Origin of the sequence: Carboxylicivirga longa, from assembly GCF_050589825.1 — a bacterium.
GTDB lineage: Bacteria > Bacteroidota > Bacteroidia > Bacteroidales > Marinilabiliaceae > Carboxylicivirga > Carboxylicivirga longa.
Genome location: NZ_JBNGOZ010000036.1, coordinates 1 through 23,405 on the forward strand (window position 1 = coordinate 1; position 23,405 = coordinate 23,405).

Consider the following 23,405-nt stretch of genomic DNA (forward strand, 5'->3'; position numbering starts at 1 on the left):
TTCCCGAAAAAATAATTTCCCTAACTGTTATAAACAACTGATTATCATGGGTGCTTTTTTATGAGCGGAATTACTGATTTTTTATTAGATGTCCAACGTTCAGTTATGAAAAAGATGCCTATCGACCATATGATTTCATAAAACAGTTTATAGCCCAATATTTAAGGAATATATCTACTCCATTTTAATTAAGTATTTACGGAAAAGCTCTTTATAAGTACCTTCCGCAAGAGAACTGTCCGCTTAAACTAATTAAACGCTCTACTGATTAGATGAAACGAAAACAACAAGCCTAATGATCGGTCAAGTCCTGAGTGAATAAGTCAAAAACAACACTGTATATAAATTATAACCTGATAACTATTCATCTAAAGCTTGAATATCATTATATAAGTTAGATGTTTTGGCAGCCATTATAAAGTCGTTCTTATGAAGACCGTTAATTTTATGCGTCCACCAAAAAACGGTTACTGATGAATATTCAACAACGATTTGCGGATGATGCTGTTCTGTTTCTGCTAATTCTGCGATGGCATTAGTAAAGGAAATCGATTGACGAAAATTTTCTGTTGAAAAAATTCGCTTTAACTTCTGTATGCCCGAATCATCCAATAACGACCACCCGGCAATATCGGACATTAACGACTCTGCCTCGTCAGAGGACAGCCGATGAGCATTTACACTACATGCTTCGCATTTCATACTAGATAATTGATTCATGTTATAGACTTTTAATGAAAAAACAAATACTTAATGCCGTATTGTGGAAATAAATCGGCATCAAGCTTCAAGAAAAGACTATCTGCGACATTTGTCAATACAAGCATCCATTAGTTTTAATGCCGTAGTTTAGTTGGTACTTATTTGATGATAACGCAACTATTTATTCCATCGCACGTATTTGTCTTCAACACTACTTATGCTATACCAATAAATACTTATTGTTATACTAGCAAAGAGATTGAATCATAATGAAACAAACAGCATAACGACGTATAACAACCTGAATCATAAGGATATTTCAAAGATGCATATGAATACTGTTGGGCATATTCAAAAATTCATAACGAACAAAATGAATTAAACTTAAACTACCCAAAAATCCCATTAAAACAAAATAATAGGTGATCCGCCTTTCAGGATAATAAATAAACCAATAAAATGAAACAAATTATTTCTTTCTTACTATTCGCATTCACAGGTGTAATTCAAACCTATGCAGCTAAAATACCCAGCGACCTATTAGATTCGCCAGTTGGAATAGTTCTGTATGAATTCAGTGTTGATGAAAACGCGAATGAGCATCTTGAATTCTACAAGGAGCAGCTCATCGATGATGGGCTAAATGTTGTGGCTGTGCATAATGTATCAGATAGATACGATGCCAAAATTGCCAATGCCGATATGAAAGCAAAAAACGTTAAGTATGTATATCGCATCATGTCAAAGTTTTTTAAGATGCAAACAACCTATCATTTGCATGTCTTTCCTTACAATGAGCTTAAGGATGAAGAATTTCGCAAAGCAGAAAAATCAGCGTTTATATATGAAGGCGCAACATCAATTGAATCATTGCACAAGAAGTACTATAAAAACATTGAAAAATATTCAAAGAAGAATACTTTATCAAATACTAAGACCTATGATGAAACGCTGATTGACACAGTAATGATCCTACCTGAAGATAAAGACTTAATTACGAAGATCATTGATAAAAGAACGGTTCTACATGAATTAGAGAGCTTTAACAGGCAGGGATTGCCTAAAGATATTAGAAGCTGTAAAATTGCCTTTGTGAAATTTGACAATATGGACTTTCCAAATCAATATAGATTATGCAATCCGTTTGTAGCGCCCAAATTAAAAAAGCTAGATATTGATGTTAAGGTATTCGATACATATGATGATTATTTAAAGAATAAGGATAAGTTTGACTATCGAATAATCTTTAGTAAAAAGAACCTCGCCTTCAAGAGCACTAAGCATATTTACAATGAATATAATACTCCTTGGGCAAAAAAAGGTTGGACAACTAAATCACAACAAACGGATAAAGTGTTAGTATCATTGTTACTCAGAGATGAAAAAAACGGCGATCTTTATCAGTGTACAGAGCTTGAGTGGATTAGTTCTGTTGTTGGAAAGTTTAAAAAAGCTTTAAAAGATTCGTAATATTCATCATTAGCATATTAAATCAATATATCTAATCCACTTTTAATACAGCATTTACGGAATGGTTCTTTATAAGCATCTTACTTAAAGAACCGTTCTTTTCAAAAACCTTTAAATTACATTTTGGCCAGTCACCCAGCGAGTATATCTGAAATTCATAGTATACCTTTGTGATTGGAAAATATGGCTTTGATGCTTTTACTACCAAAAGCCTTTCTTTCTTAACACTCCACTAAGTAACCATCAACTACTCCAATGGAAGAAGCACCAATGCGGCCGCTGAATCATTTAATGCTAAAATCAAAGACTTCAGAAGACAATTCAGATGTGCATACAAATAGTAAGTTTCCACATAAATTACTCCTAACAATAAGATATTAGGTTTTGAAAGTTCAAGCCACAATAATAAATTTGGTAAGATGTGCTATCTGTACCCTTAAGACTAGTATCTTTATTTGACAGATTAACATATTTCCCACTTAGAAAGTAACCTTACAAAAGCAATTATAACACTTAATTACCCTGTAAGTTGATTAATAAATGGACGATAGAAATCTATCCACAATAAAAGACCTATTCAAAGGGCGCCATGATGTTTTTGCCATTAGTTGGGAGAAGGGTACAAAAGCAGGATACATGCCTGCATATATTTACGATCCTTATCAATATCGCTTGCATAAAAGTAATGGAGGAACATTTTCTAATTTTCCTGATAAAACATACAAGCCACTAACCAACGATGAGCTGGTAAAGCACTTGAATGGAAATCAATTTATAGGTATATATCCTCTTCTCATAGACAATACAAGCTGGTTCTTAGTTGCTGATTTTGATAAAAAAGATTGGAAAGAACAATGTCTTTCTTTTATTGAAGCTTGCCATTCAAATGGAATTCCTGCCTATCTCGAACGGTCTCGTTCTGGCAATGGTGGGCATGTCTGGATATTCTTTGAGGAGAATTTACAGGCCACTAAAACCCGAAAACTATTTATAAACATTCTGCAAAAATGTGGTGCATTTTCTGTTTTTGATAAAGGTTCGAGTTTTGATAGGATATTTCCAAATCAAGACTACCTCTCTGGCAAAGGGTTAGGCAACTTAATAGCACTTCCATTGAATGGTATGGCTCTAAAAAACGGCAATAGTTGTTTTATTAGCACTGAAAGCTTTGCTCCATTCGATGACCAATATACATTCCTTCAATCGGTTCAAAGGTTATCAACAATCAAGTTTAACTCTCTATACAAGGGCATAAGCAATAGTTCAGAATTAAGTGAAGAATTACTCCTTCCATCATCCTCGGAAACATTAACCATTCAATTGAGTAATCAACTGTCCTTTAACAGCATGGGTGTAACTGCACCTATAATTAATTTTCTAACGGACAAACTCAACTTTGCAAATCCGGAATTCTTTATAAAGAAAAAGCAAAATCGGAGCACCTATAAAACTGAACGTTATTATAATTTCATCGAAGAACATGATGATATCATCAGCATTCCAAAAGGAATGACAGGTAGTTTTTTGAAATTTTGCAAACAAGCATCCATAGGATATGACTTTAGGGATAAGAGAAATAAACTTCCTACCATAAACTACGACTGTAACATTGAACTCAGAAGCCATCAGAAAGATGCACTTGCCAGCATTTCAAAAAAAGATTTTGGTGTTATTGTTGCGCCTCCCGGAAGCGGCAAAACTGTGATTGGTCTTAAACTAATCTCCGACAGAAAACAACCCGCTCTAATAATAGTCCATCGCAAACAATTAATGGAACAGTGGTTTGAACGAATTGAATCATTCCTGGGCATCCCTTATCATGAAATCGGAAAGATTGGTCAAGGTAAGGTTCAACCCGGCAAACAAATTACCGTTGCAATGATTCAATCGTTATCTAAACAGCTGGATAAGGAATCTCAATTATGTCATGCGTTTGGAACAACTATCATTGACGAATGTCATCACATACCTGCTAAGTCATTTAGGAATACAATTGGCAAGCTTAACTCACATTTCTTATACGGACTCACTGCAACTCCTTTTAGAAAGTACAATGAGGGTAAACTCATTGTTATTCACCTTGGTGATGTCATTTGTGAAATAGAGCCGGAGCACATAGAAAACCATAAACACGCACAAGTCATTGTTAGGAATACCGATTTCAATGTCCCATACAACCCTAAGACAGACCCATTTGAAACAATCTCGCAGATATTGATACACGACCTTGCCCGGAATAACCTGATCATTAAAGATATAATCAAGGAGCTTTCGGATGGAAATAGAGCTGTAATTCTCACAGAGCGAAAGGACCACATTATTACACTTAATCAGCTTCTAAAACATCGTTTCGAAACAGTTTGCCTATCTGGTGATGATTCTCAAAAAGATAGAGTTAACAAGTCGAATCTATTAAAAGCAGGCAATTTTCAGGCATTAATTACAACTGGTCAGTTCTTCGGAGAGGGTAGTGACTTGCAGAATGTTTCACGACTTTTTCTGGTTTATCCCTTCTCATTTAAAGGTAAGTTAATTCAATATATGGGACGTGTTCAACGCTCTGAACACACACCTGTTATATACGATTATCGGGACTACAAAGTTGATTACTTAAATAAACTATTTCTCAAAAGAAATACCTACTATCGTAAACTGAAGAAACAACATACGCTTTTTAATAATACTCATAAAGAGGAAGAAAAGCCAAGCACATATAGCATTCGAAAGCAGATAAAGCTAGAATTTAAAGAACTAGAGTTCAGATATGGAATAATTGCTTTCAACTATGTCAATAGACAGACTGGCGAATTGATTGAGTTTGAAGTTGAAAATGATATCATCAGGCCGGAATTCACAATTCTTAAGCCCTACTTTGCTAAACAGCTTGGACTTAAAAAGGTCACGCTTGACATTTATGCTGAATTTGAGAATGACATATTAATCGCTCAAGAGGTTCAGTCTTCTGATATTGAAAGAATAAATGACGAACTAATTGAAAGTGTAAAGTTTAGATTTGTTCAGAAAGAAATTATTGGAGGCAAACTCCATGATTTTCAAGAAGAAATGCTAGGCTTAAAGGAGATCACCAAAAACCTATTGACTGATATTGATGAAGAAGATTTTATTAATGAATTATTAAGCAATCAAGATGTCAAACATGATAAACAGATAAGATTCCTACTCAAGCGTCATCAAGCCCACATCTTAAAAATCCGTTTTGTTTTAAATCCTTTTGCTTTTGTATTTTTAATTGAAGGTGAAGAGCAATATCATATTGTGCTTGAAACTTTAGATACTGAAGAGGCCACCTATTTGTGGCATATTGATAAAAATAATTTGCACGATCAGCTAAAAACTATCAATAACGACTTATCAATTTTAAGAAACAAAGGTCGGCAATTCTTTATTCATAATGCACCTACTAATTTTAGCCGCATTGTGCATGATTACAGTGAAGGAAATAAGGGATATATGATGTGGAAGAGCATGCTAGAAGAAAAATTGATTTAGAGATATTCATATACACAAAACTAAATAAATCTAGTATACCTCTCCTCCATAACCTCCTTATACTTCTCCTTCATCTCATCACTTAAAAACGACTCCTCAATCCATTGTAATACAATAGGCTTCTTATTGACAAATCTTCTATAAACACCCTCCACTTGCTTTTTATTCAAACCTAAATTTTGTCCAAATATATCAAAGTACTCTTTGGTCAGTTTCTTCTTTTTGCCACCAAGAGTTAATGCCAGTTCTTCTGTATCTTCCGGTAATACGATGGATACATTAAGCAAATCATAAGCGGGTGCCAACTTCCACGTTCCATTAGTCAAAATCATTGAAAAATTTTTCAGGTGCATATCATTGTTACCTGTCAGGAAACTAAACAGCGTTAGTTCAAATAGGAATAGTTTATCCAAAAGCGGATTGGCAGAATAGGCACCAAGTGCCTTACCGACTTTTTCCATAGAGCTCTTATACTTATCAAAGGCTTCGGTGATTTGGAACATATCAAGCATGTGTATTTTTTCACCTTGCTCGGTCCGGTCAACGCGTTTGGTAATGTAGGATAGCTCACCTGATTGTAACCGAATCAAACTGGAGGGTACCACATTTATTCCAAATGCTTCTGCCATTCGCATAGTCAGGTGTTCATTCGCTGGCATTTCAGGATAATCAGCTAAAGGCGGCTTAAAGATGTAGCTTCCACCTAAAGCGCCAACAACTGTTAAACGCTTATCTGTCTTCTTTCCTGCCTCCTCCACCAAACTCATTGATAGTTTGGGCTGCACACCTGGAACAGTAACACTTCGCTCCACAACATCTTTAGCCAATTCTAACATTTGGTCGATTGAATAAGGTAACTCAGGAGGGACTTTTGATCCAAAGAATTTCTGGCTACATGCGTCATGAAAGTCGCCTTCTCCATTTATTGGTTGATAACAATACAAGCACTTATTCATCTTCTTCTGGAATTGGTTTAACACTTACTGCACCAATGCAATTCTGACAACAAGCTAATAAAAGTCCCATGCGGTCATTCGGATTTATCTTCCAGCTTTTAGAAGCAATCTCCAACAGCCAACCCTCAGGAATCAATCCTTCAAAAAACGAAAACAAGCGATTTGATTTATAAGTCTGCTTGACAACAGGCATTGTAAAAGTCAAAAACTGTTGGGGGTACCGCTCCACATATTGCTCATCGTAAGTATATAAATAATCTCCCTCGTCAGTCTCCACCAATAAACCGGCATAGACATCCTGATAATATATTTTAGCTTGTCTCATCACTCATTTGTTTGAAGTTCTCTGAAATCAACCGGCGCCAGTTCATGACCGAACATGGCCAATACCTGATTTACTTTATCGAGGTTCATATTGGTTTTGCCCTGCTCTATTTTTCGAACCACCGTTAACGCCACTCCAGCCCTTTCAGCGAATTCCTCTTGGGTCAGATTCACCTCTTTTCGACGTTGTTTTACAAATTCAGCTAATGTCTTCATTATATGCTTTGAGATATAAAAACCGAAATATAGCAATTTTATATGTAAAAAGATATAATTTAATGATTTTATCGAACTTTATATCTTAATGCATATAGACAATTGTTCTAATCATCAACTATTCTCTATATTTTTTCAATTGCCTCCTCACTCCAATAAATATAAAAAAACTGTATGCAACGATTTGCGACTTCATCAGTAAAATTATCCAGCACCTGAAGAATCACAATCATGAGCAGAACCATTGAAAGACTCTGGGACACCTATTCCAATTATTTCAAGACCAGAAACACCAATGAGGCAGCAGAGTCATTCAATGCTAAAATTAAGGAGTTCAGAATGTAATTCAGAGGTGTGAAGGATGTGAAGTTTTTCCTGTTCAGATTATGCAAAATTCACTATCATACAAAATCGAAAAAGCCTGACACTTAACGTATCAGGCTTCCTTTCTGTACCCAGAGCCGGGATCGAACCGGCACGATATTGCTATCACTGGTGTTTGAGACCAGCGCGTCTACCAATTCCGCCATCTGGGCAACATTCTAAAGATTTTTCTTTAGCGCTTGCAAAGATAAGTCAAAACATCTGTCTTGCAAGAAAAATCTTTAAAATGTTTCATATTAATTTACGCTTCGGGGCTAACCGCCTCTTTTTTAGCGTCTATTTTTTTTGTGACATAACCATACACAATGAGCGACACTGCCGAAACAGAAGCGATACCCACAAACACAAACCATATGTAGTGCGCATGGTCATAAGCCGTCATCTTCTCGGCATCGCTCAACAACAAAGGATCGGGACAATACTTCTCCAATAAGAAGCCCGACAATCCGAAGCCCAGTATAGATGACAAGAACGAGTGCAGGTGACTAAAACCCAGGTAAAGACCTTCCTCACCCTTGGGCGCCTGCAATGAGAAATACTCCAGGAAACGAGGCGAGATAAATGACTCGGCCAGCCCCTGAAAGGCAATTCCCACAATCATCATAAATGCCACGGGATGCATATCGACAAAGCCCATGGTATCTCCACCAATCATATTACCTGCGGCCATAGCAAAAGCAGATATAGGCATAATAAACATACCCACGGTCATGGAAAATAAGGCGGTACGACGCTTTAACAAGGTGGTGATAAGTCCTACCGTGGTAAATACTACCAAGGGGTTTACGTTTGCGTACCAGGATGGGGAAGCACCTTCTCCGGCCATGCGTAACACATACTTAGGCATGGTAGCATATAGCTGATGCTGTACCATCCAGAAGCCGGTGATAATCAAAATCAGTATTAGCAAACGGAAATTGAGCACCACACGTACCAAAGCCTGCCATATCTCACGGAGCGATTTCCCTTCACCATGGGTTACACTAGGTTTAAAAAAGAAAATGATGGCTATTAATGCCAATAGTGTCATTCCGGCTGAGAAATAGCTGATATTGATAAGCCCCACATTACCCATAGCCTCGCGCAAGGGCTTAACAATCGTTTTACCCGAGAAAGCCCCGATATTAACAATGGTATAAAATATAGAAAAACCGGTAGCCCTGTTTTGTGCATCCGTCTCCTTGGCCACTGTACCGGTGATGACCGATTTAATAAAACTACCCCCGATAATAATCAGTGCCATAATAGGGATAATGATGTATTTCTCATTGGCCTCCTTCAGCCCTGTAAATTCCGTTGTAAAACCATATTCGGCCAAACCGGCACTTTCAAGAAAAGTTGGGAAGACGCCTAAGCCGGCATAACCAAGCGTTAGAAACCCAAAAGCCACAATTAACGATTTTTTAAACCCTATCTTATCAGCGTAAGCACCCGTAAAGGTTGGTAAAAAATACAGCAAGGCGCTGAATGTACCCGAAATAAGTGCCGCCTCGACATCGGTAAATGCTAAAATACGTGAGAGATAAAGTGTGATAACGATAAACACACCATAATAGGCTGCGCGCTCAAGCAACTCCGCGAAGTTAGCCACCCAAAATCCGCGACTAAAGCGCTTAAAAAAATTAACCATTACTGTCATAAACTAGTTTTTATAATTTGTTTGATATTTTTTCTCTTACACTGATGAATCACCGGCCTTAATAGTATTTCCTATTCTTTACAAACCCTTTTTTATTAACTACAATACTGTATCGCAGTATACCACACTATGATAGTGATACTTTGATGCGCAAAAATAATTACTTTCCCCATACGCCGATCGTACATTTAAGACTTATTTTGCGCACTTTCATTTTTTTGCATCCTCACTATTACAGACACCTAAGCAAGCAACAACCCTAAGCTACAATCTCTTAATTTTAATCTTAGAAGAGGCCAAAGAAATACTATATCATTCCAATTCGTATTTTTGCACAAAACACTTAAGATGATACATTCCACACAAGGCATCGTGCTCAGCCACATCAAGTACAAAGAAACGAGTATCATCGTTAACATCTACACCCGTAAGTTTGGACGTCAGAGCTATGTAGTGAATAATGTACGAAGTAAGCGCAACAGATCCGGCGCCGTATTACTACAGGCCATGACCCTTTTGGATATGGAGGTGTATCACCGCCCCAAAGCCGATTTACAACGCATAAAAGACTTCAGAGTAGTCAATCCCCTCACAAACATACCCTTTAAGCAGGACAAGCGTGCCATGGCCTTTTTCCTCACCGAATTAATGAGCAAAGTGCTGCGCGAAGAAGAAGAAAACACCGACCTCTTTAACTTCATCGATCAGTCCATTTCGGTGTTTGACACAATCAAAAGTGGAACAGCCAACTTCCACCTGTTCTTTCTCTTTCAGCTAACGCGATTTCTAGGCTTCGCACCTGGTTTTGAAAAACCACAAGAACCGTATTTCGACCTACTGAACGGATGTTTCTGTGACAACGAACCCACGCATGGTTTTTTTATCGAAGGAGCTGATCTGAACGCATGGCGCCAATTATACCGCTTACGAATTGATGCATTGGACGCACTCTGTATCAGCGGCGAGGCCAGATACAGCTTACTAAATAAGCTACTTGAGTACTATCGACTTCACATCGATACTCTGGGCGACCTCAAGTCATTACCCATTGTGCATCAGCTTTTTCACCTTCCATAATAACCCCATTACCAATAGGTATAGGCTAGCCACTGCCAGACCCAAAAGCATTGATCAAAGAAAAGCACCCGTTAACAACTATAAAAGTCATATTTCGCAAAAGGCAAGGGCAAAACATAAACTTAATCACTAAATTGAAAATCAATTATCCTAACTTTAAACAAGGCGACAGTGAATAAGAAAATTATACGCCCATGAAGATTAACGCAAAATTTTCCAATATAAGCACAAGCTTCATCACCTCAATAAAACCGTTAATTAAGGCTCACAAAGCCATTAATCTGGCAGCGGGGCACACCGGCTTTCATTGTTCGCCTCATCTGATTAAACTAGTGGAGAAGCATTTACGGGAAGGTGTTAATCGTCATGCCGATCCTTCAGGCGAGTTACGCTTGCGCCAGGGCATCGCCAATAAAATACAAGACCTCTACGACCGTAGGTATCATCCCGAATCCGAGCTTACCATCACGGCAGGTGCCACTCAGGGCATCTTCACTGCCATTGCCGCGCTGGTGCGCGAAGGCGACGAAGTTATTATTTTTGAGCCCGCAAACGAGTATTATATATCAGCCATTGAAATGAATGGTGCCCAGGTGATAAGCGTGCCGATGGGGGGTGATAACTATTATATCGACTGGGAGCTGATGCAGCAAATGATAAGCAGCAAAACACGTATGATCATCATTAACACACCCCATACCCCTACCGGCTGGGTGATGGATGAGATTGACCTGCTGCGGCTGCAAAAAATTATTAGCGGTACTGACATTATTGTTGTTAGCGAAGAAACCTTCGAACATATCGTGTTTGACGGACACATGCATCAAAGCATTGCCCTGTTTCCAAAGCTGGCCGAACGAAGCCTTATCATCTCATCCCTGGGCGAAACCTATCATGTTACAGGGTGGCAACTGGGCTATTGTGCAGCGCCGGCAATCATCATGAAAGAATTCAGAAAGGTACATGAGGCAATTATGCAGAGCGTTAACTCACCCTTTCAGATGGCCATGGCCGATTTTATCGGTACTAAAGAAGAATATCAGAAGCTGGCCGCCTTCTATCAGGATAAACGCGACCGCTTTATTAGGATGATGCAAGGCACCGGCCTTAAACCCCTCCCCTGCTCGGGTACTTATTTCCAGTTGTTTGACTATGGCAATGTGTCGGATGAGAAAGATCGCGATTTTGTGATACGCCTGATTAAAGAACACGGAGTAGCCACCCTGCCGATCAGTGCCTTTATGAAAGAGAGACAACAAAGAACTCATATTAGAATAAACTTTGCACGACCAGACGACATGCTTGCTGAGGCAGCCCGTCGATTGTCATCCCTAAAAGAATAAATAAGCAACATAGGAGACTTATTGGTTCAGAATCACAACGCGTTTGGCTATGGGCTTATCAGGGCTTCACGACATACCAAACAATGTAAACCCAAGTAGAGCTGCTAAAAATCGAATTTTCATAGTTCATCCTTTTTGTGATAAATTCTGAATTATGAAGATCCTGAATCTTTCTAAGCATGATATCAACTATCCAACTGCTTCCTGTTGTATCTAAAGCCCAGCTTAAAAGATCATCCAATAAAATCACTCCTAAATAGAAGCTTAAATCATTATTTTATTTCTTTACTATTTTAATTACTTTTGCCCAACGATAATGGTCCCGTAGTTCAACGGATAGAATAGCGGTTTCCTAAACCGTAGATATGGGTTCGATTCCCGTCGGGACTACAATATAAAAATCAAAACCCTGTAAATCCTTTGATTTACAGGGTTTCTTTTTAGAGATTGTTTTAGCTAGGAGGTGTACGATACACTTACTCTGCTAATGTTTATATCTAGCACCTAATCACGTGCTCCCAATTATTTAATTTGCTCAGCGGGGAAATTAATGCCCTTTTCTGTCCAGCGCGCACTAAATATTTTTAAGCGACTCACGAAATCCTCATAATCGCCTGAACCCGACCAGGCCACTTCGGCAAAGGCCGCAATCCGTGGGAAGGTTTGGTACTCCACATCTTTTACCGTAGGGGTCCACTCCGACCACATCTGTGTACCTAAACCAATGATGTTTTTATGGTAAGCGCTATCCAGGCCTTCGGGTATCGGATTAAATTTATAAAGACGACTAAGCGGCAGGCCTTCGTAGGTGTAATCCAGATAGGTTTCGGAATGCAGGGAATTTACAATTTCGTATCCTTTTTGTGCCGCATCGGTAATCAAAGGAATTTCACCTCGCCAGAAGTGAATAACCGATTGTTTCGATAACTCCGTTTCTGGATTATAGTCTTCGGCATTTTCAAAATTATGGATGTTTTGACCCAGAATTTCGTTCCATCCCATCATGCGTTTGCCCTTCTTTTCGAGGTAGCTTGAAATCTCATTGGTAAAACGAATTTGCAAATCAGCCGGGGTTTTAAGCTGATGCTTTTTCATATAAGCCTGAACTTGTTTAGAGTTGCGCCATGATTCAAAAAGCACCTCATCGCCACCAATATGGATGACCTCCGATGGAAATAACTCACATACTTCATCCAGCACATCATGCAAAAACTGAATCACCTTCGGGTCGGTTACATTGTAGCTGTCATCCAATTTACCAAAATAAGTTGGCACCTTTGTTAGCTTGCCAATCACGCCTAACCAGGGATAGGCTGCAATGGCTGCACTGGCGTGTCCGGGCATCTCTATTTCAGGTACAATATCGATATTACGCGCGGCGGCATAAGCAATAATCTCCTTTATCTCCGCCTGCGTGTAAAACCCACCATGTGGTTTCCCATCGTACACCTTACTATTCCAGCGTTTGCCTTCGTGATTAATCTGCGTGCTGTCGCGATAGGCGCCAACGCTCGTTAACTTAGGGTATTTTTTAATTTCGATTCGCCAGCCGGCGTCATCGGTCAAATGCCAATGAAGTTTATTAATTTTTAAAGCAGCCAGTTCATCGAGCAAGCCCATTACAAAGGCCTTGCCTTTGAAATAACGCGATTCATCGAGCAAATAAGAACGCCATCCGAAATCAGGATAATCCGTGATTTCCAATTCTGGTAAATGAATTTCATTTCCATGAACCACCATAAGCTGCTGCAAGGTTTGCAAGCCGTAGAAAACACCTTTGGCGCTGCGGCCGACTAGCTTAATCTGATCATCAACCGCACTTAGCTGATAAGCTTCGGCACTTTCATGGATGGATTCATCAATTTCGACAATCAGTGGGAAGCCGTTGGCAGCGGTTTTTCCAAAAGTACTATTCCAATTACTTACATAATCTGATAACACCTTAGTAAGGCCGGCAAAATCTTGATCCGATTGAATCGCCAGGGGTTCATCGATAACTACCCATTTTCCGGAGGCTTTTACATCCTGAGGATAGGGCACAATATCAATGGAAACAGGGGCTTGCTTGCCACATGCGAACAAAAACAAACAAGGCAGTAAATAAAGAAAATTACGCATAATTATTAATTAAAGATAAAAATGTCAAAATAACATATTGCAATTTAATGTACAAGAATTATTTTCCCTTACTCTGGAAAAAGTTAAAAGGCAAACTGCTTCCTTTAATTTTCAGAACCACCACTCCGTGAGCTTTTACCTCGTATGAAAGGGTTGTTTGCTTTAAATCGGCACGTGAGTCATTTTCCCAGCAGTCTTTGATACTATAGCCCGCAGCGGCATCGATACCTATAGATGCCAGATCCAGCTTTATCGTCGCTGATTCAGACGAGCGATTCAAAAGTGTAACAGCCACCTGACCGCTCATGGTAGACACCAAAGGCTTAGCCCAGATTTCGATATCACCTTCATCCTTCACCCTGCGCGCCTGATAAACAAGTGGATCCTGATTAATGGCAATCAAGTCAGCATTGGTTAAAATAGACAGAGTCTCTTCCGAGATAGTGGTCAAATCATTCCCGGCAATTAAGGGTGAGGCCATCATACACCACATGGTAAAATGCGTTTTATCCTCTTCGTAGCTCATACCACGCCCTACCTGCAGCATATCCATATCGTTAACATGCCCGGGACCGGCATAAGGCCACAGATCAGCATTCTGATCGACGATGGACATCACCGATGCGAAAGTATTGCCAATATCAGGTGAGATACGCCACGAATCGGCGATGGGTACCACCCACTTACCCGGAAACTGCCAGCGACAGACATTAAACACCACATCCGGCCGTATGGAACGAATCATGCGGCTTAACTCTGTATAACGGATTTCCTCGTCGAGGCCGAGCCAATCACCACCACACCAGTCAATTTTTATAAAGTCGTAGCCCCAATCCTTTAGCATCAGGGTCAGGTCGGCATACTCGTGACCGTAAAGTCCCATGCCAACCCCAATGGTGTCTTTATCCCAATAGCTGGCACAGGTATTAATACCGGCATCCGAGTAAATACCAGCTTTAAGGCCCTGGCGCTGGATGTATTTGGCCAGCCCCTTCATGCCATTGGGAAAACGTGTAGGATGTACCAAGAGATTTCCCTTTTCGTCGCGACCACCAAAAAAGCCATCATCAATATTAATATAGGTGTAACCAGCGTCTTTCATGCCATTACTTGCCATGGCATCAGCCTGCGCCTTAATAATGGTTTCGCTAATATTAACCCGGTAATTGTTCCAGCTGGCCCAACCCATAATCGGCGTCTGTGGGCGCGGTACCAGGCCCTGCTGTTTCGCTTTCGTCTGCGCCTGCCCCAGGGCTGCGCACATCAAAAATAAAAAAATACTAATCTTATACATATAATCGTTTTTAAGTTCTTACTCTGTGCGGCCTAATCTTAATCAACATCCTGCCAGATCAGCAGTCGGATGATCCACCGCACGTCGGCTGCCCTTCCGAGTGCTTAATCATCGGTCTATTTCAGCGTACAAGTCCCAATCCGCACCCAGGTTCCGGCCACCTGTTCAACAGCTAGCTGAATAGCTGAGTGATGATTACTGGTGGTATCGATAATACCCACGGCCAATTCGTAATCGCCCTTTTTAAGCCCTGCCGGCACCGTAAAGTTGAACCCGTAATAACTGTAAACATTGCCCTTTAGCCATTGACCCGGATTAGCAAGTTCATCAATCGTCAGCCACTGTACCCGATCGGACCCAGGCTTTAACAGGGCGAAGGCCACTTTGTATTTCTGATTCCAGTTAGGATGATTATTGGGCAAGACACCCACCCCTCCATTGCGCCAGAAATGGTCGACACGAAAGCTACGCCCCTGTTGCTGCACCGCCACCGAATCGGGATATAAACGATACCCGCCATGGCTGATAAAACGCTGTACCTTATTTCGCAGGCGCTCTAGCCACACCTTCGTTTCGAAAGGCGTACGCAGATCAAAGGTATTGGCATGCGATGCCAATGCATCTTCAATGGCTACCGAAAGCGCATCGGTCCAATAACGCATACCCGGAAAGCGCGGGTCGTTCAGAAAAGGCTCCTTGGTGCGCATGGTGGTGTCTTTACTGTTGTAGCCAAACCAGTAGCACCCTTCGCCAATCAAGGCTTTCTCGGGAAACAATTCTTTCAGATAGCTACGCTCTGTATCATCAAACCAATGACTGCCAATACCGTCGCGGCGAGGCAGGAAACCTAGCTTGTCAAAAACCAAAGGCTTACTCATGGCCCAATCGTTACGCGACAAGTTATAAACGGTCAATACCTGGTTAAAATACCGGGCGTAAGCACTGGTTACCGTTTCAATCACCCTGGGGTAATTCGCTTTATTCTTTAAGGTTACACCATGTCCTTCGCCCCAGCGTCCCAGCCCATAGGCATCCACAAAATCGACACGGGCCGGATCGTCATATTCGCGTGCAAAGGCTTTGATAAAGTTATCTAGCTTGGCTAAAAACACCGGATCGTCGTAATAGGGTTGTTTATCGTTTTGTAGACTATAAGGCGGATCAAGGGTTGACTGACAACCTGCCTCGTAGACCCAATCGGGAGTGCCATTATCGAAAAAAATACGAAACGCCAGTTTCAAACCACGCGCTTCCGCCTTGCGGATATAATCCTGGTAGGCTTTATTAAATTGCCAGGCATATTTGCCCTCTTCCGGCTCCATCACTTTCCACAGCACACGGATATACAAAATATTAGCATAGGCCGCTGCATCTACCTCATCCATTTCTTCCCAAAATACTTTCGGATCATAAGCCTTTGCCTCTTCTAAAAACGAAGCACCTTCCTCGTAAAGCATCCAGCCCATGGCCGGATTGCGCAATAACGTAGTGGTGTCTGGCTTAAAACTTCGTTGCCACGTTTGGTTTTCAATAATTTGCCCAAACCCATCCAAAAAAGTGCACAAGACACACCATAATACACACAGCCTTTTCATAATTGGAAATTTTACCTTAAAAAAAAGCAGAGAAAGTGATGTGGCTAGCCGCTCACCCCCTCTGCCAATATTTAATTATTAAGTATTACTACTAGTATTTTATAAAACAGCTCTCGATCATAAGGTACTTATAAAGAACCGTTCCCTAAATAGTTAATGACAATCCTAATTACTAGTAACCAGGATTCTGATTTAGATGCCCCTTGTACTCGTTGATATAACCAATGGGTATCGGGAATAGAAATTTATTTGTATCCTCATCGAATTTAACATAGCCGTTACCATTGGTCACGCGTTGGTAACGAATCAGGTCGGCACGGCGCACACCTTCGCAGTATAGCTCATGACTGCGCTCCATCAGGATGGCATCGCGTAAATCGGCCTGACTCAAAGTTTCCAATGGCGCCAAACCAGCCCGCACTCTTACGGCATTGATAAACGACAGTGCTGTTGTGCCCCCATCGCTGCTTAGTACACTTCCATCATTTGCCAGCTGAGTTAACTGTGGCGCATTGACCGAAGCATCCTCACCCAACTCATTCAATATCTCAGCCATAGCCAATAACACTTCGGCATATCGATAGGCGATAAAATCGTGCTCCTGGAAATAACCCACCTGTGTATCGTCCGGATCGTACTTAACCGGAATGGCCCCGTGACCAACGCCATGACGATCATCGTTGGGATTTTCGCGCTTAATCAGTACACCGCTATCCGTGGTATATTCAGCTGCAATACCAGACAGTCGCTGATCATCGGCATCAAATGTATCGTAAAAAGACCATAGTATCTTATACCCTCCCCAGGCACCTGATCCACGATTTAAGGCACAGGGGTAGTTATTGGGCAACGCCTCCGCATGCCACATATTCACGTTAAACGAATAATCAGATGGCGAAGCAAAGACGATCTCCTTATTCTTCTGATTACTCTTGGCAAACACCGCACTATACTTATTTTGCAACTCGTAAATACCCAGATTTATGATGTTTTCAGCGCAAACTTTAGCCTTTTGCCAAAATGCTTTATCACCGGTGCGACCGGCTTCCAGCATATACAAACGCATCAGCACAAAATTGGCAATCCCCTGATTCATACGTCCAAAACCCGCACCAAAATCGGGCACCATCAGTTTATCTTTATTCTCAAAAAACGATTCGATAATATCCACAAACGCTTCGTTTGAAGGACGTTCCGGATACACTAAATCCGCCGGGTTGCTCAACATCTCATCGGTTGGATAAGGGACGGGACCATACAAATCGTATAAAATAGCAGCTTTCCAACCGGCAATGGCCTGCGCTTCCGCCAATAGTTCCTCCTTTAATGCCTCGGATATGGTGGTCATTTTAGCAATTTGATTGGCCACAATACGCGCATTGGAAATATGATTATAGTAATGAAAGAAATTATTGGTAGCATAACCATTGCTTGGCGTCCACTCTTTATTACGCAGGTATTCCCATGGGTTATCGCCGTAGGAACAACGCACCATATCACCAGCCGCAATATCGGTAATCATAGGTAAGGAGTTAATACTCTGCACAAAAAATCCTGGTGACCAGGTACCTACCTTAGTAATGGAATTATAATACAAAGCAGCGATGGCCAGGCGTGCATCCTGTTCGGTTTTATAAAAATTATCGGGTGTTATTTTATTAAACTCTTCCTTTTCGAGGCTACAGGCTTGTAGCAACATGGAAACGATGAGTATGGCTATTAAATGTATTTTATACATATGCTAATCTATTTAGTACCTGAATTAAACTTTTGGATTATGTCATCCGCCGGCAATCAGGCTATATTATTAGTAATTTAAAAGTTAAGCTGAAGACCCAATGAATAAGTACGCTGATTAGGATAAGCAGCTACATAACTATCCGTTTCCGGATCCATGCCGGAATAAGGTGTAAATAAGAATGGATTCATCAGGTTAGCATACACTCGTAGACTCTTCATTTTAACTCGCGACAATAATTGTTCCGGCAAGGTATAACCCAGGGTGATGTTTTTCACCCGAATGAACCAGGCTTTTTCCAGATAATAATCACCGGTTCCATATTTCGACAGGTTTTGAAGCGCCGACACCTCGGTACCGTCCTGGTAATCGCTATTCCAACGATCCTTTACCTCTTCCATCAGATTTGATCCAATTGATACAATGCCATAGGCTGCCGGAGCACCAAGGGTCATTTTTGTTTGATTAATCTTCCAGCGATTAAATACACCATAGGCATCAATGCTCATGTCCCAGTTTTTATAACGTAACACGTTACTAAATCCGATTGTATAAGGTGTATTCACACCAACCTTTACCAAGTCAGCTGCATCAATACGGCCATCTGGTGCACCGGCATAAAGTGGTTTACCATTTTCGTCGGTTACCCTGTTACCGGCTTCATCCAATAAATAGCCATCAACATCTTTTATTTTCACAGTACCCGGTATCGGATTAAGTGGATCTGTACTACCTACTTCTACTAAACCATCAGTTTGATAGTACCACAGCTCGCCAAAATATTGCTTAGCCGATTCGTTAATACCCAGTACATAACTTGGATCACGCTTCAGCCAGCGATCGCGATAATAGGTATAGGTAATAAGTGAATTCCAGGAGAAATCGCTTGTTTTTATATTTTGTGTATTAATGGTCACCTCTGCCCCGTAGGTTTGCTTTTCTGCATCTAAATTATGGTAGATACGGTTGACTGGATTTGAACTGATCAAATTCTTCTCGCCCAGAATTCGACTAATCACCCGATTAAAATACTCCATAGAACCGGTGACTCTACCATTAAATATTGAAAAGTCAAACCCGGCATTGATATCCACCTGCTTTTCCCATTTCAAATTGGGGTTACCCAAACCGGCCAGGCGCACACCCGATACCACTGAATTACCCCACATGGTATTGGCTCCAGGTGCATACCAATCGGTAAAAGCCGATCCAATATCATCATTACCTGTTTCGCCATATCCGGCGCGTAATTTAAGTTGGTCTAACCAATTGCTTGTAGAAGCCATAAAACCTTCGCGCGAAATGTCCCAACCTACCGAAATACCTGGGAAGAAACCGTACTGGTCGTCAGGCGAAAAGTTAGCCGAACCGTCAACACGTAAGTTAGCCGACACAAAATACTTATAATCGTAATCGTAACTCAACTGGGCAAAATAAGAAGCTGTTTCGGTAGAACCTCCGTAAGACCAAACATTGGGACGGTTGGCACCTAATGACAGGTTATTCCACAACACCCCGTCGTATGGGAAATTAGTGGCAGTAATGCCATAACCTTCCCACTTATACTTCATATACTCCGTTCCCAACAAGCTGGTTAGATTATGCTTCTCGTTGAAGGTTTTGATGTAATTTACCAATAACTGAAACTGATAGTTGGTATTAGTATCATCGGCCCGATCGGCACGTCCGTTATAACCCTTACCGGCAATGGTAGAGGTAGGCAGATATCCGTAACTTCTGCTCTGGGTGCGGTCGAAACCTACCTGGGCCTTCACATATAGTTCAGGTAAAATATTATACTTCAGATCGGCTGTATTAAAAAAGCGTTCCACTTTGGTTTCGTTAGTAATATCAAGGAAGGAAACCGGATTGGGGAAATTTGACTGCCGCACATTTTCCTGATAATTGCCGTCCTCGTCGTATATCGGCAGGGTTGGGTCGAACTGCAGGGCACTTAACAAGATACCGCTATTCTCCCATAAACCACCGTTTCCGATTTGCACATTATTTGAGTTAATGCTACTGAAGTTAATGGTTAAACCGGCCGTTAGCTTGTCGCCAAAATCTTGATTAACATTCACACGACCAATAAATTTACTCAAATCGTTATTCTTAATAATCCCCTTCTGATCATACACATTAAAGGACGAGTAAAATCGTGTATCCTTGCTATTGCCCTGGATAGACAGATCCACATCCTGCACCAATCCACTACGGGTAATGGCATCAACAAAATCAGTACCCTGACGCTGACCACTTCTGAACTCATTAATCGTCGCCTCATCGTAGTAGGGCGTAAAATCCCCTGGTTTTTGCCACCCGCCTGGTTTTTCCACACTGCTGTAAACCCCTTCGCGTCTGTCGTAAAGCCACTTCTCTTTCAACACACGGTTGGTCTCATTCATATAGTCCACGGCGTTTAACATCTCTGGCACTTCGTAAAACTTCTGAACCCCGCTTGAGGCATTTAAGTTTACCGAGAAACTACTCTGGTCGCCGGTTTTACCACGCTTGGTAGTAATTAAAATAACACCACCCGCAGCCTTGGAACCGTAAATAGCAGTTGCCGAAGCATCTTTCAGGATATCGATGGACTCGATGTCGGACGGGTTAATGGTCAAAAGCGTGGCATCGATAGAACCATTTCCAAACGAACCCACCGAAGAAGGATTAAAATCGGAAGTCGGCATTCCATCGATCACAATAAGTGGGGCACGACCCGTTGCGGCGCCACGAATCTGAAAGGTTACATCGCCACCAGGCTGAGCCGAATTGAAATTAACATTTAAACCGGCTGCCTTTCCACTTAGAACCTGTGATACCGATGAGGCAGGTACCGCTTCGCTTCCTGCCATTTCGACCGATGAAATTGACGAGGTAACACGGCGGCGCGACTGTACCCCATAGCCCACCACAACTACTTCATCCAAGTCTACCAATTCTTCTTCCATCACCACATCGACGGTGCTCTGATCGCCCACTACTATTTCCTGCGTCTTCATTCCTATTGAAGAAAATATAATTAACTCATCTGTAGACTCAAGATTCAAGGTGTAACGGCCATCGAAATCAGTAATGGTACCACGCGCTGTTCCCTTAACTGACACCGTAACGCCCGGCACAGGCTGTCCTGCCTTATCCCGCACCGTGCCTGATACAGTAATTTCCTGCATTACTTCGGTCGTTAGTCGGTCGACTGAAATAGGTGACAAAACAATCTGCCGATCAATGAGCTGATACCGCACATTTTCCTCGGCAAACAGGTTCTCTAATATTGCGCTTACCTGCTTATCGCGCACATCCACATTAACAGTCTTATTAACATCTACAAGGTGCGTGTTATAAACAAAATAAAACTCACTGGCTTTCTCTATGGCCTTGAGAACGTCCTTGACTTTAGCATTTTGCATCTGCAAGCTAATCAAGGTTTCTTGTGCGTAAGAACCGGCTCCCATTACCTGCACATTAATTAGTAAAAATAAACCAATGGTAAATCTCATCATGAGCATGAATTTTCGGGGAAGAAACGCGCTGAAGTTTCTTCGTCCGTAAGGATAATTTTCCATAAATTTGACTGATTTTATTATTAAACATTGCCTGCTACCTGCAGGCTTTACCCACAGGAAAGTGCTGCAACACTTTCCTGTTTTTATTTTAAGCTTTTAAAGTTTACCATACGTTTAGCTGAGAAATTTTCTGCACAACTATCGGCTGGACTTATCTCATAAGACAGCTCCGAGGATACGGCCAGCACTTGCAGAAAATCCTCCAATGTTTTATTTACAAAGGTGCCTGAAATGCGATAAGCCACCAGACTGCTATCATCAATGCGATAGTCCACATCGTAACGTCTGGCCATCCGGCGAAGCACACCCGCCAGGGGTTCATCTTCAAATACCATTTTACCATCCTTCCAGCCACCAAACTGTTCCACATCATCCTGATGATACTGATCCAGCACACTGGTATGCTTATCAAAGCAAGCCACATCGCCAGGCACTAGGGCGGACAGTGTTTCGTATTGCCCTTGCTTATTTTCAATTAAATCGATACTGCCTTCGCGCAAGGCCACCTTCACAAAGCGTTCATCGGCATAGGCGGAAATATTATAAGCCGTGCCGGTTACGCGTACACCAATTTGGCCATCCGTTTTAACAATAAAAGCCTGGCTATCATTTTTAGCTACTTCAAAATACCCCTCTCCAATCAGATGAACCTGGCGCTCATTTAGCCCCTTAAAGCTAATCGGGAAAGTTAATTTACTAGCAGCATTTAACCACACCTTTGTACCATCAGATAAAGTAATTTGCTTTTGCTCACCGGCAGGTGCCACCAGCTCTGACAGTAACACTGTTTTATCTTCCGCAGGACGCAACCACAGAACACTTAATGCAATCAGCAATGGCAAAGTCAACACAGCCGCCACCCGCAACAAACGATGAAAGGCTATTTTTTTAATAATTGGCATATTATGCCCGACTTCGGTAGCCTCGTAAACATTCTCCAATATTTGTTTGAAACGCTGCTCGTCACCCTGCTTTATATGGGACGCTGCTTCGCTATTCCAATGAGCCAGCATCTGATCATTGAGTGGCTGCTCACCATACTCACCCTGCAGTAAGCCAACCGCTTCATCCCATTCCTTTTCAGAACAAGTATTATTTCTATATTTCTTTAAAACTTCCTTCATCCTTTTCAGTTCTATAAATACAACGCATTACACCCACCTTACCCCTATCATTCTTTAACATTTTTTTATATATCACTCAGATTCAAGCACAAAAATTTACATCATTTACATTAAGGCTATCGAACCGTTATAATCCAGTGGTATGAAATCAGAAGACGGCATCACTATTATACATGTCCCCTGGCATCATACTTTGTTATGGCAAAATACAAACCTCACATATTTGATGGTCAGCCAAATAAAAGACCAACATCTAAGCATTAAGCAGGTAATAAATAGGCACTTTCAGAAGTGATACTTATGAAGAACAATATATGAGGTTAATCTTTGTTGATTAGCCTTTTTGTTT

General features: G+C 41.1%; 15 protein-coding genes and 2 tRNA genes. 5 read left to right on the forward strand and 12 right to left on the reverse strand.

Features of this window, described 5'->3' with window-relative positions:
* Positions 1-360 precede the first annotated feature (360 nt).
* A complete protein-coding gene (locus ACRD7A_RS18555) occupies positions 361-720 on the reverse strand; it encodes a 4a-hydroxytetrahydrobiopterin dehydratase (RefSeq protein WP_430812890.1) in 360 nt (119 codons plus the stop codon).
* A 441-nt stretch (positions 721-1,161) separates the two neighbouring features.
* On the opposite strand from ACRD7A_RS18555, the gene ACRD7A_RS18560 reads away from it, so the two are divergent.
* Together ACRD7A_RS18560 and ACRD7A_RS18565 are read left to right on the forward strand one after the other, a co-directional pair.
* Positions 1,162-2,172, forward strand: coding sequence for a hypothetical protein (locus tag ACRD7A_RS18560; RefSeq protein ID WP_430812891.1), 1,011 nt, complete (start codon positions 1,162-1,164; stop codon positions 2,170-2,172).
* 540 nt (positions 2,173-2,712) lie between these two features.
* Entirely contained in the window at positions 2,713-5,682 is a 2,970-nt protein-coding gene (locus ACRD7A_RS18565) for a TOTE conflict system archaeo-eukaryotic primase domain-containing protein (RefSeq protein WP_430812892.1), read from the forward strand.
* Positions 5,683-5,702: 20 nt separating this feature from the next.
* Here ACRD7A_RS18565 and ACRD7A_RS18570 read toward each other — a convergent pair whose 3' ends face one another.
* From ACRD7A_RS18570 to ACRD7A_RS18590, 5 genes are all read right to left on the reverse strand, one after another.
* On the reverse strand, positions 5,703-6,638 hold the full coding sequence (locus ACRD7A_RS18570; protein ID WP_430812893.1) for a HipA domain-containing protein: 936 nt from the start codon (positions 6,636-6,638) through the stop codon (positions 5,703-5,705).
* Entirely contained in the window at positions 6,631-6,963 is a 333-nt protein-coding gene (locus ACRD7A_RS18575; protein ID WP_430812894.1) for a HipA N-terminal domain-containing protein, read from the reverse strand. The genes ACRD7A_RS18570 and ACRD7A_RS18575 overlap by 8 nt, the downstream gene beginning before the upstream one ends.
* Entirely contained in the window at positions 6,963-7,178 is a 216-nt protein-coding gene (locus ACRD7A_RS18580) for a type II toxin-antitoxin system Y4mF family antitoxin (RefSeq protein ID WP_430812895.1), read from the reverse strand. The genes ACRD7A_RS18575 and ACRD7A_RS18580 overlap by 1 nt, the downstream gene beginning before the upstream one ends.
* A 452-nt stretch (positions 7,179-7,630) precedes the next feature.
* Positions 7,631-7,714 (reverse strand) — tRNA-Leu (locus tag ACRD7A_RS18585).
* A gap of 89 nt (positions 7,715-7,803) precedes the next feature.
* A complete protein-coding gene (locus tag ACRD7A_RS18590; RefSeq protein ID WP_430812896.1) occupies positions 7,804-9,201 on the reverse strand; it encodes an MFS transporter in 1,398 nt (465 codons plus the stop codon).
* A gap of 348 nt (positions 9,202-9,549) precedes the next feature.
* Here ACRD7A_RS18590 and recO point away from each other — a divergent pair, with 348 nt between their 5' ends.
* The 3 genes from recO to ACRD7A_RS18605 all read left to right on the forward strand — a co-directional run bounded on the left by recO (position 9,550) and on the right by ACRD7A_RS18605 (position 12,011).
* Positions 9,550-10,278: a DNA repair protein RecO gene (gene recO, locus ACRD7A_RS18595; RefSeq protein WP_430812897.1), complete on the forward strand. Its 729-nt coding sequence runs from the start codon at positions 9,550-9,552 to the stop codon at positions 10,276-10,278.
* A gap of 194 nt (positions 10,279-10,472) precedes the next feature.
* Positions 10,473-11,621, forward strand: coding sequence for a methionine aminotransferase (locus ACRD7A_RS18600; RefSeq protein ID WP_430812898.1), 1,149 nt, complete (start codon positions 10,473-10,475; stop codon positions 11,619-11,621).
* A 318-nt stretch (positions 11,622-11,939) separates the two neighbouring features.
* Positions 11,940-12,011 (forward strand) — tRNA-Arg (locus ACRD7A_RS18605).
* Between the two features lie 132 nt (positions 12,012-12,143).
* On the opposite strand, the gene ACRD7A_RS18610 is transcribed toward ACRD7A_RS18605, so the two are convergent.
* From ACRD7A_RS18610 to ACRD7A_RS18635, 6 genes are all read right to left on the reverse strand, one after another.
* Positions 12,144-13,739: a beta-N-acetylhexosaminidase gene (locus tag ACRD7A_RS18610; RefSeq protein WP_430812899.1), complete on the reverse strand. Its 1,596-nt coding sequence runs from the start codon at positions 13,737-13,739 to the stop codon at positions 12,144-12,146.
* Between the two features lie 58 nt (positions 13,740-13,797).
* Positions 13,798-15,033, reverse strand: coding sequence for a glycoside hydrolase family 27 protein (locus tag ACRD7A_RS18615; RefSeq protein ID WP_430812900.1), 1,236 nt, complete (start codon positions 15,031-15,033; stop codon positions 13,798-13,800).
* A 116-nt stretch (positions 15,034-15,149) separates the two neighbouring features.
* Positions 15,150-16,628: a hypothetical protein gene (locus ACRD7A_RS18620; protein WP_430812901.1), complete on the reverse strand. Its 1,479-nt coding sequence runs from the start codon at positions 16,626-16,628 to the stop codon at positions 15,150-15,152.
* 172 nt (positions 16,629-16,800) lie between these two features.
* A complete protein-coding gene (locus ACRD7A_RS18625; RefSeq protein ID WP_430812902.1) occupies positions 16,801-18,366 on the reverse strand; it encodes a RagB/SusD family nutrient uptake outer membrane protein in 1,566 nt (521 codons plus the stop codon).
* 77 nt (positions 18,367-18,443) lie between these two features.
* Positions 18,444-21,869 (reverse strand): SusC/RagA family TonB-linked outer membrane protein, encoded by a 3,426-nt coding sequence (locus ACRD7A_RS18630; protein ID WP_430812903.1) that lies wholly within the window; start codon positions 21,867-21,869, stop codon positions 18,444-18,446.
* A gap of 146 nt (positions 21,870-22,015) precedes the next feature.
* Entirely contained in the window at positions 22,016-23,056 is a 1,041-nt protein-coding gene (locus ACRD7A_RS18635) for a FecR family protein (RefSeq protein ID WP_430812904.1), read from the reverse strand.
* Positions 23,057-23,405 lie beyond the last annotated feature (349 nt).